14 protein-coding genes, 1 tRNA gene and 1 pseudogene are annotated in these 15471 nt (G+C 64.1%); 10 read left to right on the forward strand and 6 right to left on the reverse strand.

The annotated features are described in order from the left end of the window. Positions 1–25 precede the first annotated feature (25 nt). A pseudogene (locus EST26_RS03235) lies at positions 26–211 on the forward strand (DoxX family protein); the annotation flags it as partial. Between the two features lie 260 nt (positions 212–471). Here EST26_RS03235 and glmS read toward each other — a convergent pair. Then, positions 472–2343: a glutamine--fructose-6-phosphate transaminase (isomerizing) gene (gene glmS / locus EST26_RS03240; protein ID WP_291065408.1), complete on the reverse strand. Its 1872-nt coding sequence runs from the start codon at positions 2341–2343 to the stop codon at positions 472–474. 129 nt (positions 2344–2472) lie between these two features. Here glmS and EST26_RS03245 point away from each other — a divergent pair, with 129 nt between their 5' ends. From EST26_RS03245 to pth, 8 genes are all read left to right on the forward strand, one after another. Beyond that, on the forward strand, positions 2473–2985 hold the full coding sequence (locus EST26_RS03245; RefSeq protein ID WP_291065411.1) for an Lrp/AsnC family transcriptional regulator: 513 nt from the start codon (positions 2473–2475) through the stop codon (positions 2983–2985). Between the two features lie 326 nt (positions 2986–3311). After that, positions 3312–5159, forward strand: a complete 1848-nt coding sequence (locus EST26_RS03250; protein ID WP_291065413.1) for a tetratricopeptide repeat protein — start codon at positions 3312–3314, stop codon at positions 5157–5159. Continuing rightward, positions 5156–5656 (forward strand): lipoprotein insertase outer membrane protein LolB, encoded by a 501-nt coding sequence (locus EST26_RS03255; RefSeq protein WP_291065415.1) that lies wholly within the window; start codon positions 5156–5158, stop codon positions 5654–5656. Before EST26_RS03250 ends, EST26_RS03255 begins: the two co-directional genes overlap by 4 nt. Next, complete coding sequence (ispE, locus tag EST26_RS03260) at positions 5653–6558, forward strand: 4-(cytidine 5'-diphospho)-2-C-methyl-D-erythritol kinase (RefSeq protein WP_291065417.1); 906 nt, start codon at positions 5653–5655, stop codon at positions 6556–6558. The genes EST26_RS03255 and ispE overlap by 4 nt, the downstream gene beginning before the upstream one ends. A 94-nt stretch (positions 6559–6652) precedes the next feature. Then, a tRNA-Gln gene (locus EST26_RS03265) sits at positions 6653–6729 on the forward strand. Between the two features lie 88 nt (positions 6730–6817). Continuing rightward, positions 6818–7792 carry a ribose-phosphate pyrophosphokinase gene (locus EST26_RS03270; RefSeq protein WP_291065419.1) on the forward strand — a complete coding sequence of 325 codons (975 nt, stop codon included), beginning with the start codon at positions 6818–6820 and terminating at the stop codon, positions 7790–7792. 103 nt (positions 7793–7895) lie between these two features. Continuing rightward, a complete protein-coding gene (locus tag EST26_RS03275) occupies positions 7896–8522 on the forward strand; it encodes a 50S ribosomal protein L25/general stress protein Ctc (protein ID WP_291065421.1) in 627 nt (208 codons plus the stop codon). A 97-nt stretch (positions 8523–8619) separates the two neighbouring features. After that, positions 8620–9285: an aminoacyl-tRNA hydrolase gene (gene pth / locus EST26_RS03280; protein WP_291065423.1), complete on the forward strand. Its 666-nt coding sequence runs from the start codon at positions 8620–8622 to the stop codon at positions 9283–9285. Here pth and EST26_RS03285 read toward each other — a convergent pair. After that, positions 9243–9557 carry a YfhL family 4Fe-4S dicluster ferredoxin gene (locus tag EST26_RS03285; RefSeq protein WP_291065425.1) on the reverse strand — a complete coding sequence of 105 codons (315 nt, stop codon included), beginning with the start codon at positions 9555–9557 and terminating at the stop codon, positions 9243–9245. The genes pth and EST26_RS03285 overlap by 43 nt on opposite strands. Before the next feature lie 85 nt (positions 9558–9642). Beyond that, positions 9643–10170, reverse strand: coding sequence for a pantetheine-phosphate adenylyltransferase (coaD, locus tag EST26_RS03290; protein WP_291065428.1), 528 nt, complete (start codon positions 10168–10170; stop codon positions 9643–9645). Between the two features lie 97 nt (positions 10171–10267). Between coaD and EST26_RS03295 the strand changes: the two genes are divergently transcribed. Continuing rightward, the gene (locus EST26_RS03295; RefSeq protein ID WP_291065430.1) at positions 10268–10744 is read left to right on the forward strand and encodes a DUF411 domain-containing protein; all 477 of its coding nucleotides are present in this window, start codon (positions 10268–10270) and stop codon (positions 10742–10744) included. 18 nt (positions 10745–10762) lie between these two features. Here EST26_RS03295 and EST26_RS03300 read toward each other — a convergent pair whose 3' ends face one another. The 3 genes from EST26_RS03300 to ettA form a co-directional block, all read right to left on the reverse strand. Next, positions 10763–12877: a DUF1631 family protein gene (locus EST26_RS03300; RefSeq protein ID WP_291065431.1), complete on the reverse strand. Its 2115-nt coding sequence runs from the start codon at positions 12875–12877 to the stop codon at positions 10763–10765. Between the two features lie 118 nt (positions 12878–12995). Then, positions 12996–13547, reverse strand: a complete 552-nt coding sequence (locus EST26_RS03305) for a DUF1415 domain-containing protein (RefSeq protein WP_291065433.1) — start codon at positions 13545–13547, stop codon at positions 12996–12998. A gap of 76 nt (positions 13548–13623) precedes the next feature. Continuing rightward, complete coding sequence (gene ettA / locus EST26_RS03310) at positions 13624–15285, reverse strand: energy-dependent translational throttle protein EttA (RefSeq protein ID WP_291065435.1); 1662 nt, start codon at positions 15283–15285, stop codon at positions 13624–13626. Between the last annotated feature and the right edge of the window lie 186 nt (positions 15286–15471).

Raw genomic sequence — 15471 nt, forward strand, 5'->3', positions numbered from 1 at the left:
CGATCATTCCCAGGCTGTCTGGAGCGGCCTGTCCACCCGTTTCTCGGCGCTGGCGCTGCTGGGCATGACTGCCGTCATCCAGGTGTTCGTGTACCCCGACGCCTACCCCACACACGGGGTCTGGGCCGCCGTGCTGCTCTACCTGATGGCGCACGGCCCGGGAAAGATTTCCGTCGATGCCCTCATCTGTAGAAACCCCGGGCGCAACTGAGCGCTGTGCTGCGGCGCCAGTTGCGCCAGCACGCCGCCTCGCCATCGGCGCGCGTTCTGTCAGACCATCCGGATTCAACCTAGAAACCGCAGTTGACCGCGCAGTTTCCGCTGGAAACGCCCAGGAACACACACTCATTTGACCACGAAGGCCGTCACCTGCTGGGTGAGAGCGCTACGCACCCATCAGATGGCTGCAATCAATCGAGCGGCCATGGCGCTGGCCATCGCCCGGCCTGGCACGGGGGAGGCATCTTGGGCTCACTCGACCGTCACGCTCTTGGCCAGGTTGCGCGGCTTGTCGACGTCGGTGCCCTTGGCCAGGGCGGTGTGGTAGGCCAGCAATTGCAGCGGCACCACGTGCAGCAGCGGGCTCAGCGGCCCGTAGTGTTCCGGCATGCGAATGACGTGTATGCCTTCACCGCTTTGAATCCGGGTTCCGGCGTCGGCCAGTACGTAGAGCACGCCACCGCGCGCGCGCACCTCCTGCATATTGCTCTTGAGTTTTTCGAGCAGCGCGTCGTTCGGCGCCACCGTCACCACCGGCATGGCACCCGTGACCAGGGCCAGCGGGCCGTGCTTGAGCTCGCCGGCCGGATAGGCTTCGGCGTGGATGTAGCTGATCTCCTTCAGCTTCAAAGCCCCCTCCAGGGCGATCGGGTAATGCAGGCCACGCCCGAGGAACAGCGCATTGTCCATGCGGGCGAAATCCTGCGACCAGCTAATGATCTGCGGCTCCAGCGCCAGCACCGCGCGCAAGGCCTGCGGCAGGTGCCGCAGCGCCTTCAGGTGCTCCACCTCTTGCGCCGGACTCAGGCGCCCGCGCAATTGCGCCAGCACCAGGGTGAGCAAGAACAAGCCGGCCAACTGGGTGGTGAACGCCTTGGTAGACGCCACGCCTATCTCCACCCCAGCGTGGGTGAGGTAGGCCAGCGCGCATTCGCGCACCATGGCCGATGTCGCCACGTTGCAAATGGTCAGCGTGTGCTTCATGCCCAGGCTTTGCGCGTGGCGCAAGGCGGCCAGGGTGTCGGCGGTCTCGCCGCTTTGCGAAATGGTCACCACCAGGGTGCGCGGATCGGGCACGCTGGCACGGTAGCGGTATTCGCTCGCCACCTCGACCTGGGTCGGAATTTTGGCAATCTCCTCCAGCCAATACTTGGCCGTGCAGCCGCTGTAATAGCTGGTTCCACAGGCCAATATGAGTACCTTGTCGATCTCTTTGAACACCCGGTGGGCGCCGTCGCCAAACAGCTCGGCCGTCACGCTGGCGACCCCGGCAAGCGTGTCGCTCAGGGCGCGCGGCTGCTCGAAAATCTCCTTTTGCATGTAATGCCGGTAAGGGCCTAGATCGGCCGCACCACTGTGCGCCTGCACGGTCTGGAGCGGGCGCTGACTGGCTTGCAGCGCGCGCCCGCTGGCGTCGCAGATCCAATAGCGCCCCAACTGCAAGTCCACCAAGTCACCCTCCTCCAGATAGACGATTTGATCCGTCACGCCGACCAGCGCCATGGCATCGCTGGCCAGGAAATGCTCTGGCCCCAGGCCACCCTGGGACGCCCCCACACCCAGCACCAGCGGCGAACCCGCGCGCGCACCAAGCACGCGGTGCGGCTCGTCGCGGTGAAACACCGCCAGCGCATAGGCGCCGCGCAAATGCGCCAGCGCCGCTTGCAGGGCGGCGAACAAGTCGCCGTCGTAGAGCGAATCAATCAGATGCGCAATCACCTCGGTATCGGTCTGGCTCTCGAACACATAGCCCTTGGCCTGCAGGGCGGCGCGCAACTCGTCGTGGTTTTCGATGATGCCGTTGTGAACCAGCGCCAAGCGGCCCGGCGTGTTTGCGGCTGCGTTGGGGCCGCTGCTGAAATGCGGGTGCGCGTTGTGCTCCAGCGGTGCGCCGTGCGTGGCCCAACGGGTATGGGCAATGGCGGTACCGCTGGCAATCGCCTCCCGCTGCACCTGCTGCGCCAGCTCAGCCACGCGCGCCGTGCTGCGCGCGCGCTGCAAAGCCGCGCCGGTATGCACCGCCACGCCACACGAGTCATAGCCGCGGTACTCCAGCCGCTGCAAGCCCTGTACCAGCACCGGCACGATGTCGCGCCCACTCACCCCCGCCACGATTCCGCACATAAGCCACTCCTTGAATGCCCTGAATGCTAGTTCATCAAGAATGAAATAATCAATTTAATTTTTTATGTTTTTGACTGAAAATTTTGAATAAAATCATAAAATCAGAAAACTTTCAATAATTGACTTGCAGTGAAAGACTATTTCATAGACAAGATCGACCTGCGGCTGCTGGATTTGCTGCAAACAGACGCCTCGCGCAGCAACCAGGCGCTGGCCGAACAAGCGCATCTGTCGCCAGCGACCAGCCTGCGCCGCGTCAAGCGGCTGCGTCGGCTGGGCCTGATCGAGCGCCAGGTGGCACTGCTCGACGCCGACCGGCTGGCTCCACTGATCGGTCACGGCCTGACGGCGCTGGTGGAAATCACGCTCGAGCGCCAGGGCGCCGAAGAATTGCAGGCGTTTGAGACACACGTGCTGCAGCACCCGGCGGTGCAGCAGTGCTACCGCGTCAGCCCTGGGCCCGACTTCATGCTGGTGCTGCACTGCGCGCACATGCAAGCCCACCTGGAGCTGGCGCAGGAACTGTTCACCAGCCAGGCCAATGTGCGCAACGTGAAGACTTTTTTCAGCCTCAAGCGCGCCAAGTTTGATCCGCGTCTGCCGCTTCAGGCCTGCGGCGTGCTGGACCAAGCGCCTGCCTGAGGGCCTTTGTCTGGCGTATTCAGCGGCCACCCCTTCGACCCCTTCGACCCCTTCGACCCCTTCGACAGGCTCAGGACGAACGGATCTCAGGACGAACGGATCTCAGGACGAACGCGGGGATCAAACTCGGAGCGATTGAAATGAGCAGGTCGAGATTGAGGGGCTTTGCCCGTCGTGCACGAACAAACACCACCTGCCCGGGCCCGGCTGCGGCAGAGCAAGCGCACCAGATGGAAAACCTTCGGCCCGCATGGGAACCCAAACCCCGCGACCGACACCAAAGAAGCCTGCCCGCACTTGTCGGCAGCCGGGCTATAGTAGCTGCCATGCGCTTGTTTCGTGACGTTTTACCCCATGCCGCTGCTGCGGCCCTGCCTCGCTGGCGCCATCTTTTGCGGCCGTGCGCGGCGCTGGCCAGCACGCGCCGCCGGGCGCTGGCCAGCGGCCTGCTGGTCTTGAGTCTGGCCGCAGGGGCGCAAACCACGGCCACCACGCCGCCGTCGATCAGCGCCAGCGCAGCGCCACAGTCGGCGCTCGACGCCGCGCTGTTTTACCAACTGCTGCTGGCTGAAATCAGTGTGCGCACCAGCGACGCAGGCACCGGCTATTCGCTGCTCCTGGACGCGGCACGCCGGCAACGCAGCGCGCAGCTCTATCGGCGCGCGGTCGACATCGCGCTGCAAGCGCAATCGGGCGATGCCGCCCTGGCGGCCGCGCGCGCCTGGTCGCAAGACCTGCCACAAGATGCCGAAGCCGACCGCTTTGTGCTGCAACTGCTGCTGGCGCTCAACCGCGTGGACGAAACCGCTCCGGTGCTGCGCGCCATTCTCGCGCGCACTCCTCCAGCCCAGCGCAACGAAGTCATCAGCGCCATACCGCAGACCTTTGCCCGCGTCAACGAGCCCGCGCGAGCGCTGGCGGCGGTGCGTTCGGCGCTGGCAGGCGCGCTGCGTCAGCCCATGCACGCGGCCGCCGCCTGGACCACGCTGGGCCGCATGGAACTGGCACAAAACCACTTGCCGCAAGCGCTGGCGGCAGCGCGCCGGGGCCACGCGGCCGAACCCACATCCCCGCTACCTGCGCTGCTGGCACTGGAACTGTTGCAACGCGGGCAGGTTCAGGCTGAGACCCTGGTTCGCCAGCACCTGCTGGTCCAGACGCCAACGCCTGCCCAGCCGCACGCGCACGCGGTGCAACTGGCCTACGCGCAAACGCTGCTGCAATTGCAGCGCACCGCCGAAGCCAAGCATGAATTGGAACAACTGACTGCGCGCCAGCCTGAGCTGGCGTCGGCCTGGTTGTTGCTGGCCTCGCTGCAGGTTCAGACCCAGGCCTGGGCGCAGGCCGGCCAAGCGCTGCAAACTTTTCTGTCGCTGGCCGACCGGTCGAACGACCAGCGTGTGCTGGAAAGCCGCATGCACGCCTATTTGCTGCAGGCCCAGGTGGCCGAAGGACAAAACGAGCTGGAGGCGGCGCGGGCCTGGCTGGACAGAATCGAGGGCGCCGACACCTTGCTGGCGGTGCAGCTGCGCCGCGCATCGCTGCTGGCTCGGCAGGGCGACATGACAGCAGCGCGCGCCCTGCTGCGCGGACAGCCCCAGCGCAGCCCGGAGGATGCGCGTCTCTTGCTGCTGGCCGAGGCCCAATTGCTGCGCGACTTCCAGGCTTGGCAGTCCGCCTTTGAAGTCTACGCCGAGGCCGTGCAGCGCTTCCCGGCCGATACCGACTTGCTCTACAACCAAGCCATGATGGCCGAAAAAACAGGCGCCTACGAGACCATGGAGCGCCTGCTGCGCCAGCTCATCGCCGCCCAGCCACAGCATTACCACGCGCACAACGCGCTGGGCTATTCGCTGGCCGACCGCAACACCAGGCTGCCAGAAGCCAAGGCGCTAATTGAGCGTGCGCTGCAACTCGCGCCCACCAACCCCTATATTCTGGACAGCATGGGCTGGGTCGAATTCCGGCTTGGCAACCTGCAGCGCGCACTGAGCTATCTGCAAACCGCACACCGCAAAGACCCCAGCGCCGAAATCGCCGCGCACCTGGGTGAGGTGCTCTGGAGCCTGAGCCGGCGTGACGAAGCGCTGCAGGTCTGGCGCGCCGCCTGGACGCGCGCAAGCGACAACGAAACCCTGCAAGAAACCCTCCAGCGCTTGCAGGTGCAGCCATGAAACGGCTGTGCTGGCTGGCGCTGCTGTGCCTGCCACTGCTGCTGCTGGTCGGTTGTGCCACGCCGCAGCGCACCAGCGAGCCGCACAGCAGCTTGCCAGCGGCCCCGTACTGGAGCGGGCGGCTGGCGCTGCAGGTCCACAGCGATCCGCCGCAGTCGTTCAGCGCCGCCTTTGATTTGAGCGGCTCGGCGCAAAACGGCGAACTCTTGCTCAGCTCTGCGCTGGGGCAGACCTTGGCCAGCGTGCGCTGGAGCGAGCACGGCGTCGAGTTGCGCCAGGGTGATCGGCTCACGCTCTACCCCAACCTGGAAGATCTGGCTACCGGGCTCGGTGCCAGCGGCTTGCCGCTGGCGGCCCTGTTCGAGTGGCTGCAAGGACGCGCCCAGCAAAGCCTGGACTGGCAAGTCGATCTGACGCGGCACGCCGAAGGCCGCCTGGTCGCCCGACGCAGCAGCCCGCTGCCGACGGCTGAACTGCGCATCGTTTTTCAACCATGAGTCTGCCTGCCCACTCAGCGCCGCTCAAAGGCCTGTACGACCTGCCCGCCCCAGCCAAGCTCAACTTGTTTTTGCACGTGGTCGGACGGCGCAGCGACGGCTACCACCAACTGCAATCGGTGTTCATGCTGCTCGACTGGTGCGACCGGCTGCACCTGGAGCTGCGCCGCGACGGCGGCATCAGCCGCGAAGACCTCAGCCCGGGCGAACTGCCCGCCCAAGACCTGACGGTGCGCGCCGCCCACGCCCTGCGCCAAGCCAGCGGCTGCTCGCTGGGGGTACACATCGGGCTGGAAAAACACCTGCCGGCCCAGGCCGGCCTGGGCGGCGGATCGTCGGACGCGGCCACCTGCCTGCTGGCGCTCAACCGGCTCTGGGGCTTGGGCTGGACGCGCCAGCAACTCGCTGCGCTGGGCTTGCAACTCGGCGCCGATCTGCCCTTTTTCATTGGCGGGAACAATGCCTGGGTGGAAGGCGTGGGCGAACGACTGACCCCGCTCCAACTGGCCTGCGCGCGCTTTCTGGTCGTCAAGCCGCCGACGGGCGCGTCCACCAAAGACATTTTCAGCGCGCCCGACCTAAAGCGCGACACAAAGCCTGCTAGAATCCAAGGCTTTGCTGCAATCGACGAACAACCCGAGTCGCCCAGCCAAATTCAGAGCATTCTGAACTTTGGACAGAACGACTTGCAAGCGGTGGTACAACATTTGTGCCCCGATATGGCTCAGTGCCTGAACTGGCTGCAAAGCCACGGCCTGCAAGGGCGGATGACCGGCTCGGGAACGGCGGTGTTTGCGCTGGCTCAATCGGCGCCGCTGCCAACGGATGCACCGGCGAATTGGACGGTTCACGAATGCAGCAATATGGATGCGCATCCTTTGCGCGACTGGTGTTGCGGGTAAAATACCCGCTGCACGCGGTTTAGCAAAACGATGTGCGCTATGCGGTTATCACGGGTTGCCAGCCAGACGCTTTCGTCTGGCCAGCGCCCTGCGTAGGGGAGTCGCCAAGTTGGTAAAGGCACTGGATTTTGATTCCAGCATGCGAGGGTTCGAATCCTTCCTCCCCTGCCACTCTTTCTGAATCATCCCCGGCCCCTGCTTGTTCGCGCGCGCCCGTGTGGCGGCCCTGAGTCGCGCCGTTGCTGCAGATCGGAAACACATGCAAGCTCACGCCCCCGATTTCATGCTTTTTACCGGCAACGCCAACCCCTTGCTGGCAGCCGAAATCGCCCGCCATCTGGGCACGCAACTCGGCTCTGCCAACGTTGGACGATTCTCTGACGGTGAGGTCTCGGTCGAGATCACCCAGAACGTGCGCGCGCGCCAGGTGTTCGTGATCCAGTCGACCTGCGCGCCGACGAACGAGAACCTGATGGAGCTCATCATCATGGTCGACGCGCTCAAGCGCGCCTCGGCGGTGAATATTTCGGCCGTCATTCCCTACTTCGGCTACGCGCGCCAAGACCGCCGCCCGCGCTCGACCCGTGTCCCGATTGCCGCCAAGGTGGTGGCCAATATGTTACAGGCGGTGGGCGTCAACCGCGTGCTGACCATGGACCTGCACGCCGACCAGATTCAGGGCTTTTTTGACATTCCGGTCGACAACATCTACGCCTCGCCGGTGTTGCTGGGCGACCTGCGCACCAAGAACTATCCGGACCTGCTGGTGGTCTCGCCCGACGTCGGTGGCGTGGTGCGCGCGCGCGCACTGGCCAAGCAGCTCGACTGCGACATGGCCATCATCGACAAGCGTCGCCCCAGAGCCAACGTCTCCGAGGTGATGCACGTGATCGGTGACATCGACGGACGCAATTGCGTCATCATGGACGACATGATTGACACCGCCGGCACCTTGCTCAAGGCAGCAGAAGTGCTCAAAGAGCGCGGCGCCAAAAACGTCTACGCTTACTGCACGCACGCCATTTTTTCTGGCCCGGCGATCGAGCGCATTGCCCAGGGCAGCGCACTCGACGAGGTGGTCGTGACCAACACCATTGCGCTGTCGCAGACCGCCCAGGCCTGCACCAAGATTCGTCAACTCAGCGTGGCGCCGCTGATGGCCGAAACCATTGCGCGCATTGCCTCGGGCGAATCGGTCATGAGTTTGTTTGCCGATCAGGACCATCTTTTCTGAGCAGGTCTTGGCAGCAACAAAAAGCGGGTCACCCCACCTATGGGGCTGGCTCTTTTAAAACCGGGGCGTTCTGGTCGCGGAATCCCCCACAATGGAGAAAATCATGCAATTTGTCGCTTTTGAGCGCGCCAAGCAGGGTACGGGTGCGAGCCGCCGTCTGCGCAACACCGGTCGCGCGCCCGGTATCGTTTTTGGTGGCCAGACCCCGGCGGCGATGATCGAGGTCGATCACAACGCCCTGTGGCACGCGCTGAAAAAGGAGGGCTTCCACGCCAGCATCCTAGACATGGAGCTGGCCGGCACGCTGGAAAAAGTGCTGCTGCGCGACGTGCAGTACCACCCCTACAAGCCGCAGGTGCTGCACGTGGACTTCCAGCGCGTGGACGAAAAGACCCGCCTGCACAAGAAAGTGCCGCTGCACTTCGTCAACGCCGAGCATTCACCGGCGGTAAAAATCGACCGCTGCACCATCAACCACGTGCTGACCGAGGTCGAAATCGAGTGTCTGGCAATCCAGTTGCCCGAGCACATCACGGTTGACCTGGGCGCCGTCACCAAGGGCTCGTCCGTCCACACCAGCGACATCGTCCTGGACAAGGACATCAAGCTGGTGCTGCACGGGCGCTCCAAACTGACCGTGGCCAGCGTGATCGAGCCGGTGGCCGAAGTGGTGGTGGCCCCGGTGGCTGCGCCCGCCGCCGGCGACAAAAAGGCCAAGAAGAAAAAGTAAGACCACTGCGGTTTTGCTGTCTGCAACGGCCCGCCCTGGCGGGCCGTTTGCATTAAGGTCAGGCACGACCCACCGTTCGACCAGGATAATCCCGCGCATGATCCGACTTATCGCCGGGCTGGGAAACCCCGGCCCCGAATACGAACACACGCGCCACAACGCCGGATTCTGGTGGGTGGACGAAGCGGCGCGGCTGCTCAAGGCCCCCTTGCAGATGGAGCGCGGCCACGCCGGACTGGTCGCGCGCGCCAGTCTCGATGGCCACAGCGTCTGGCTGCTCAAGCCGCAAACCTTCATGAACCACTCGGGCCGTTCGGTGGCGTCGTTGGCGCGCTTCTTCAAAATCACACCGCCAGAAGTGCTGGTGGTGCACGACGAGCTTGACCTGCCGCCCGGGGAGGTCAAGCTCAAGCGCGGCGGTGGCCACGCCGGCCACAACGGTCTGCGCGACGTCCACGCCCAGCTCGCAAGCGCCGACTACTGGCGGCTGCGCGTCGGCATTGGCCACCCCGGCCAGCGCAATGACGTGGTCAACTGGGTACTCAAAAAACCCAGCGCCGACGAACGCATCGCCATCGCGCAGGCGCAAGAGCGCAGCCTCAAAGCGCTGGCGCTGTTGCTCGCGGGTGACATGGAACAGGCCACGGCACTGATACACACCAGCAAACCCGCGCGGCCCAAGCCGCCGCGGCCGGCCCAAATCGCCGTCACGCCGAGCGCTCAAGCGCCGCTGTCGGACGCTGCGGCCAGCGACGAAGCCTGAGAGGCTGAGAGTCTCTGAGTCTGCACCTGCTTTTGCAGCCGCTGGTATTTCTGCCACAGCGTGGCCTGGCTCTCGGCATGCCCCGGATCGACCGGTATGCAGCTCACCGGACAAACCTGCACGCACTGCGGCGCGTCGAAATGACCCACGCATTCGGTGCATTTGGCGGGGTCGATCTGATAAATTTCGGGGCCGAGATAAATGGCCTGGTTCGGGCACTCGGGCTCGCAAACGTCGCAATTGATGCATTCGTCTGTAATCATCAAAGCCATGCCGCGCCCCCCTGCTGGCAAGCACAGCACAGCGCCTTGCCGTGCGCAACACGGTCCCGCCACTCGGCGGCCAGACGCAAGCGCTTCATGCCTGCAACACCGGCGGCGCCAGGCAGCGCGCCACCGCCGGGTTGACCAGGGTAGAGACGTCGCCGCCGAGAGCGGAGATTTCGCGCACCAGCGTGCTGGAGATGCATTGCAAGTCGGCCTGCGGCAGCAAAAAAACGGTCTCCAGCGTCGGGTGCAACTTGCGGTTCATGGCCGCCAGTTGGGCCTCGTAGTCAAAATCGCTCGGATGGCGGATGCCGCGCACCACGGCACAAGCGCCTTGCTGGCGGCAAAAATCGACCAGCAGACCGTCAAACGGCAACACCCGCACCTGCCCCGGCAAACGAGTGGCCGCTTCGCTCACCATCTCCAGGCGCTGCAACAAACTGAAGCGGGGTTTTTTGTGGTGCGCCTGCGCCACCGCGATGATGACCTGGTCAAACAAAAGCGCAGCACGCCGAGCCACGTCCTCATGCCCGAGGGTCGGCGGATCGAAGCTGCCGCTGTAGACCGCAATACGCGGCCAAGCGACAAGGACAGCGGGGGACGAAACAGTAGCATTCATGCGCGGATTATGGCGGCTTGCCAGCAAGCTGTTGCACTTGGCTTGCCCCACCCATTTTGCTGGACAATACAAGCCAATCCCGATCACCGGTCACAGCATGCAAAGACGATCCCTTTTTCTTGTTGCCGGCGCCAAGCTGGCGCTGGCCATTGCTCCCGTGTGGGCAGCCAGCGCGTCGGCGAGCCCCTTGTTGCCGGTGCTGCAAGTCTGGAAAGACCCGCAGTGCGGCTGTTGCAAAGATTGGATCGAGTACCTGCAGCGCGACGGTTTTCGGCTCCATGTGTTCGACAGCGGCAACGCCGCCGTGCGCAAGCGCCTGGGCCTGCCGCAGCAGTACGCCTCGTGCCACACCGGGCTGATTGCCGGCTACGTGATCGAAGGCCATGTGAACGCGCGCGAAATCCGCCGCCTGCTGCAAGAGCGACCGCGGGCGCTAGGTCTGGCGGTGCCTGGCATGCCGCTGGGCAGCCCGGGCATGGACGGCCCTGAATACGCCGGCCGGCGCGACCCCTACGATGTGCTGCTGGTGCTTGCCGACGGCAGCAGCCGCGTCTACCAGTCGTATTTTCGCTGAACTGGCGCGCAGCCGAAATCAGCCCGGGTCACCGGGTTGCTGCACCGCTGCGCTGTTGATCCAGGCCTGGCGCGCCACCGCGTCCAGTGCCTCGTCCACCACGCCTTGCTCGGCCACCACGCGCAGCCGGTCTTGCGCCAGCAAGCGTTTGAGTCCACGCCGGGTCATCGACAACGAACGCCCGCCGGAGCCGGTGAATAAATACATGGTGCCGTGCGGGCTGGCCCAACTGATCTGGCAGCGCAGGGCCTGACCTTGCTGCCAGATGTCGACCCAGGTTCCCACCTTCAGGTCTCGCGTCACATCTGTGGCGCTGTCGGGCGTCGGGTCGACCTTTATGTCCACCCAGTCGCCCTGCATCGGCAGGGTATCGGCAAAGACCGGCTGCACGGGGGCGGGCGCATCTTCCATGAAGCCGGTGTCGCGCGCTTCTGCACGCTGCATCCAGGGCTCTTCTTCGGGCTGGAGACTGGGATATTCCTCTGCCGGCGCGCGCTCGATGCGCTGGGTCTTGTAGGCCGCTTCGTGCAGGCCCAGCAGCGCCTGAAAAAAGATTTCGGTCTGCTTGCGCGGGTAGTCGATGCCGTCGAGTCCTTCGCGCAGGGTGCGCAGCAGGCCGGGGATGATCTTGACCAGGCGCGGACGGTTCTGACTGGCCTGCTGGAGCTGAGCCGACCACAGCAGATCGCTCAGTAGGCCGCTGTAGCGCAGCGCGGTGGATGTTGCCAGCAACGGCGCCCCCGGCTTTGCCGCCGGATCGTTTTCATTCATGCGCGCCTGCGCCACCACCTGCGCCCAGGGCCCGGTCAGAAAGCGTCGCACCACGCCGGGCGCACGCGCATAGTCGCTGCGGGCGCGAAATTCGGCCGCCACCCGTTCGGCCAGCAGATTGCGCTGCTCCACGCGCAGCAGCGTTTGCACTGCCAGCCCGCGTGCTTGCAACTGGGCCGGTTCGACCGATTCGGCCAGCGAGCGCTTGAACTCAGCCAGCAAGACGGGAAAGCACTGTTGCAAATCGACCCCCGGCTGCTGCAGTGTGCGCAAGATGTGCTGCACCTGTGAGGCGAACTGGGAGAAACCTGGTTTATCCTCGCTCGGGAACGCCAGGCTTTGTGCCGTAATGGCATCGAGCAACTGGCGCGCCGGGTTGTCCCGGTCGGCAAAAAATCGCGGCTCGCTGCGGGCCAATTGCAGCAGGGCGGGCTTCATCTGCAGCAACAGGTCGCGCAGCGGCGCCAGCAAACGGGTGTCGTCGGCAATGCGCTGCAGCATCAGTGTGACCACCTCAGCCGCCAGCACGCGCACCATGGTGCTGCTGGCATCGGTTTGATCCGCTGCGCCGGCTGGGCCGACGGCTGGCTGCAAATTACCCACCAGCAATTGATGCAAGTGATCCAGCGTCAGCAAGGCCTCGTTGCCCGGCAAGGACGGTTTGGGCACCGCTTGGGCAACAGGACCCAGGCCCGCCAATGAGGCATGGGCAGCGCGGTTCTGGACATGCTGGGTCACGACGAAGCCCGCCGGTGCCACACCCCAGCCATCGAGCAGCGCGCTCAAACGCGCATACATGGCTTGCAACTCCTTGCCCAGCGCCAGCGCACCGGTTTGCAGCCAGCGCGAACGCAGCACCGGGTCGACATGCACGCCATTGAGCGCGCGCATCAGGGCCGCGATCACCAGCTCCGGGCGCAGCGGATTGGCTTGCAAACGCACCCCCTGCAGCCCGCGGGCGCTGCTGATGCGAGCGTTCAAGGCCACCAGTTCAAGGTCAACCGCCATCATGATGAGCTGCTGCACCCGAGCGAACTCAACCGTTTCTTGCACCTGCTCGTGCCCCATCAGCTCGAGCTCATCGAGGCTGAGCGCATCCAGAGGGCGCACCGGACGGCCTTGCTGCGGCAAAGCGCCCTCGATCGATTCTGAAAAAGCCGCCAGAAAACGGCTGGCGATCAGTTCGCGGTGGCTCTCCAGCGTCACGCGAGCCTGCAACAGTATCTGCCGTTCGTGCAGATGACCGACCGCCCGTTCGCGTTCGAGCAAGGTGGCGTGCAATTGGTCCAGCCAACGCGGCACCCACTGGCGCGTTTGCACCAAGGCTTCCTTCAGGCAGGCATCAAAAGAATCGGTCTGCATGCGCACGCTCGCTTCGCTCTTTTTGGGGCCGCCAACGGGGTGGATGCAGGCATTATCCGAGATAATCTGTGCGCAAAGACGGCAGGAAAAGCGCCAAAGCCAGCAAAAACCCGCACTTTCAGTCGTTTTTCAGCAGCGACTGCCAGCCGGCTGCGCCCAGGCGGCGCAGGGTCTCGATATTGCGCTCGACGATTGCCTGCGCGTCGCCGCCTTCACTGGCGACGGCGCGCGCCACGCTGGCTTCGCGCAGCAGGTGCAGCGTGGGGTAGGGGGCGCGGTTGGTCGCATGGCTGATATCGTCAGCAGCCACGCCTTCAAACACGAATTGCGGGTGAAAACTGGCCACTTGCAGATCGCCTTCGAGTCCGTGCTCGACCAGAACTTCGTCGACCAGGTCCAGCAAGTCGTTGAAGTCCAGGAAGTCAGGAAACAGGCTGGGGTGAACCAGCAGCGTGGTGTCGATCTCCTCGGCCGGCGTGCGCGCCAACAACAGCAGTTCGCGGTCCAGATCGTCCAAAAAGGCATCCAAGTGCCGCGCCCGGCTGAGTACGATGCGGACCTGGTTCTTCGCGTACACCGAACGCGCAAACGGACACAGATTGAGGCCGATGACGGCCTTCTCGATCCAGCGCCGGGTGTCGTTCAAAACGATTTCGTCAGTCAATTCCATGTCGGTCTCCAGGGCCCCAGCAGCCCAATGGGTGCCCCGGGGGAAAGCCCCGCAGGCGTGCGGGCCGATTGTTGTTTTACTTCAAGGCCTTGAACCGCATGCGCTTGGGCTTGGCGCCCTCTTCGCCCAGGCGTTTTTTCTTGTCGGCTTCGTACTCTTGGTAGTTGCCGTTGAAAAACACCCACTGGCTGTCGCCCTCGGCGGCCAAAATGTGGGTGGCGATGCGGTCCAGGAACCAGCGGTCGTGGCTGATGACGAGCGCGCAACCGGCAAATTCCAGCAAAGCCTCTTCCAGCGCGCGCAGGGTTTCCACATCAAGGTCGTTCGAAGGTTCATCGAGCAGCAACACGTTGCCGCCTTCGGCCAGCGTCTTGGCCAGGTGCAGCCGGCCGCGCTCGCCGCCCGAGAGGCTGCCGACGCGCTTTTGCTGGTCGGCACCAGAGAAGTTGAAGCGCCCGCAGTAAGCGCGGCTGGGCATTTGAAACTTGCCCACCGTGATCGTGTCCAGGCCGCCGGAGATGTCCTGCCACACCGTCTTGTCGCCCGCCAGGCCTTCGCGGCTTTGATCGACGAACGCCATTTTCACCGTCTGCCCGATCTTGACCTCGCCACTGTCGGGCTGCTCCTTGCCCGAGATCAGTTTGAACAAGGTGGACTTGCCCGCGCCGTTGGGGCCGATGATGCCGACGATGGCGCCGGCTGGAATCTGGAAACTCAGGTTATCGATCAGCAAGCGGTCGCCAAAGCTCTTCGAGACGTTTTTGAACTCGAACACCTCGTTGCCCAGACGTTCGGCCACCGGAATGAAAATCTCGTTGGTCTCGTTGCGCTTTTGGTATTCAACGTCGCTCAATTCCTCAAAGCGAGCCAGCCGCGCCTTGCTCTTGGCCTGGCGGCCCTTGGGGTTTTGGCGCACCCACTCCAACTCCTTCTTCATCGCCTTGGCGCGCGCGTCCTCGCCGCGCTGCTCCTGCGCCAGCCGGGCCTCTTTTTGCTCCAGCCAGCTCGAATAATTGCCCTTGTAGGGAATGCCGTGACCGCGATCGAGCTCCAAAATCCACTCGGCCGCGTTATCCAGAAAATAACGGTCGTGGGTGATGGCGACCACGGTGCCAGGGAAGCGGGCCAGAAACTGCTCCAGCCAGTCCACGCTCTCAGCGTCCAAGTGGTTGGTCGGTTCGTCGAGCAGCAGCATGTCGGGCTTGGACAGCAGCAGGCAGCACAACGCGACGCGGCGCTTCTCGCCACCCGAGAGCACGCCGACCCTGGCGTCCCAGGGCGGCAGCCGCAGCGCGTCGGCAGCGATCTCCAACTGGTGTTCGCCGTCGCTGCCCGAGGTGGCGATGACGGCCTCCAACTGCGCTTGCTCGGCAGCGAGCGCGTCAAAGTCGGCGTCCTCTTCGGCGTAGGCTGCATACACCTCGTCAAGCCGTTTTTGCGCTGCTCTCAGCGCGCCCATGCTGGCCTCGACCGCTTCGCGCACATTCTGGTTTGGGTCGAGCTGCGGCTCTTGCGGCAAATAGCCAATGCGGATGCCGGGCATGGGAATCGCCTCGCCCTCGATCTCCTTGTCCAGACCGGCCATGATCTTGAGCAGCGTGGACTTGCCGGAACCGTTGGTGCCCAGCACGCCAATTTTGGCGCCAGGGAAAAAAGACAGCGATACGTCTTTGAGGATATGCCGCTTGGGCGGCACGATCTTGCCGACCCGGTTCATGGAAAAAACGTATTGAGCCATAGCAAAAAAATGTGAGTCTTAAAAAACCGCCGCGCGCCTCAGAGCGGGCATCAAAATGCCCAGCAACACCCGAAGACGTGCAAAAAGCGCACGCCTTGGTCGAGCTTGTGCGGCCGCACTGCCTGCGATTATCCGAGATTGTCCCCGCATCAGCGCACGAACTTTGGCTGCCAGTCGAAGATCAAA

Source organism: Hydrogenophaga sp. (assembly GCF_014773545.1).
Classification (GTDB): domain Bacteria; phylum Pseudomonadota; class Gammaproteobacteria; order Burkholderiales; family Burkholderiaceae_C; genus Hydrogenophaga.

What these genes read in the sequence shown, in the direction of transcription:
- glmS (WP_291065408.1), bottom strand. Translation starts at nt 2,343, where the DNA reads ATGTGCGGAATCGTGGCGGGGGTGAGTGGGCGCGACATCGTGCCGGTG.
- EST26_RS03250 (WP_291065413.1), top strand. Translation starts at nt 3,312, where the DNA reads ATGCGCTTGTTTCGTGACGTTTTACCCCATGCCGCTGCTGCGGCCCTG.
- EST26_RS03255 (WP_291065415.1), top strand. Translation starts at nt 5,156, where the DNA reads ATGAAACGGCTGTGCTGGCTGGCGCTGCTGTGCCTGCCACTGCTGCTG.
- ispE (WP_291065417.1), top strand. Translation starts at nt 5,653, where the DNA reads ATGAGTCTGCCTGCCCACTCAGCGCCGCTCAAAGGCCTGTACGACCTG.
- EST26_RS03270 (WP_291065419.1), top strand. Translation starts at nt 6,818, where the DNA reads ATGCAAGCTCACGCCCCCGATTTCATGCTTTTTACCGGCAACGCCAAC.
- EST26_RS03275 (WP_291065421.1), top strand. Translation starts at nt 7,896, where the DNA reads ATGCAATTTGTCGCTTTTGAGCGCGCCAAGCAGGGTACGGGTGCGAGC.
- pth (WP_291065423.1), top strand. Translation starts at nt 8,620, where the DNA reads ATGATCCGACTTATCGCCGGGCTGGGAAACCCCGGCCCCGAATACGAA.
- EST26_RS03285 (WP_291065425.1), bottom strand. Translation starts at nt 9,557, where the DNA reads ATGGCTTTGATGATTACAGACGAATGCATCAATTGCGACGTTTGCGAG.
- coaD (WP_291065428.1), bottom strand. Translation starts at nt 10,170, where the DNA reads ATGAATGCTACTGTTTCGTCCCCCGCTGTCCTTGTCGCTTGGCCGCGT.
- EST26_RS03295 (WP_291065430.1), top strand. Translation starts at nt 10,268, where the DNA reads ATGCAAAGACGATCCCTTTTTCTTGTTGCCGGCGCCAAGCTGGCGCTG.
- EST26_RS03300 (WP_291065431.1), bottom strand. Translation starts at nt 12,877, where the DNA reads ATGCAGACCGATTCTTTTGATGCCTGCCTGAAGGAAGCCTTGGTGCAA.
- EST26_RS03305 (WP_291065433.1), bottom strand. Translation starts at nt 13,547, where the DNA reads ATGGAATTGACTGACGAAATCGTTTTGAACGACACCCGGCGCTGGATC.
- ettA (WP_291065435.1), bottom strand. Translation starts at nt 15,285, where the DNA reads ATGGCTCAATACGTTTTTTCCATGAACCGGGTCGGCAAGATCGTGCCG.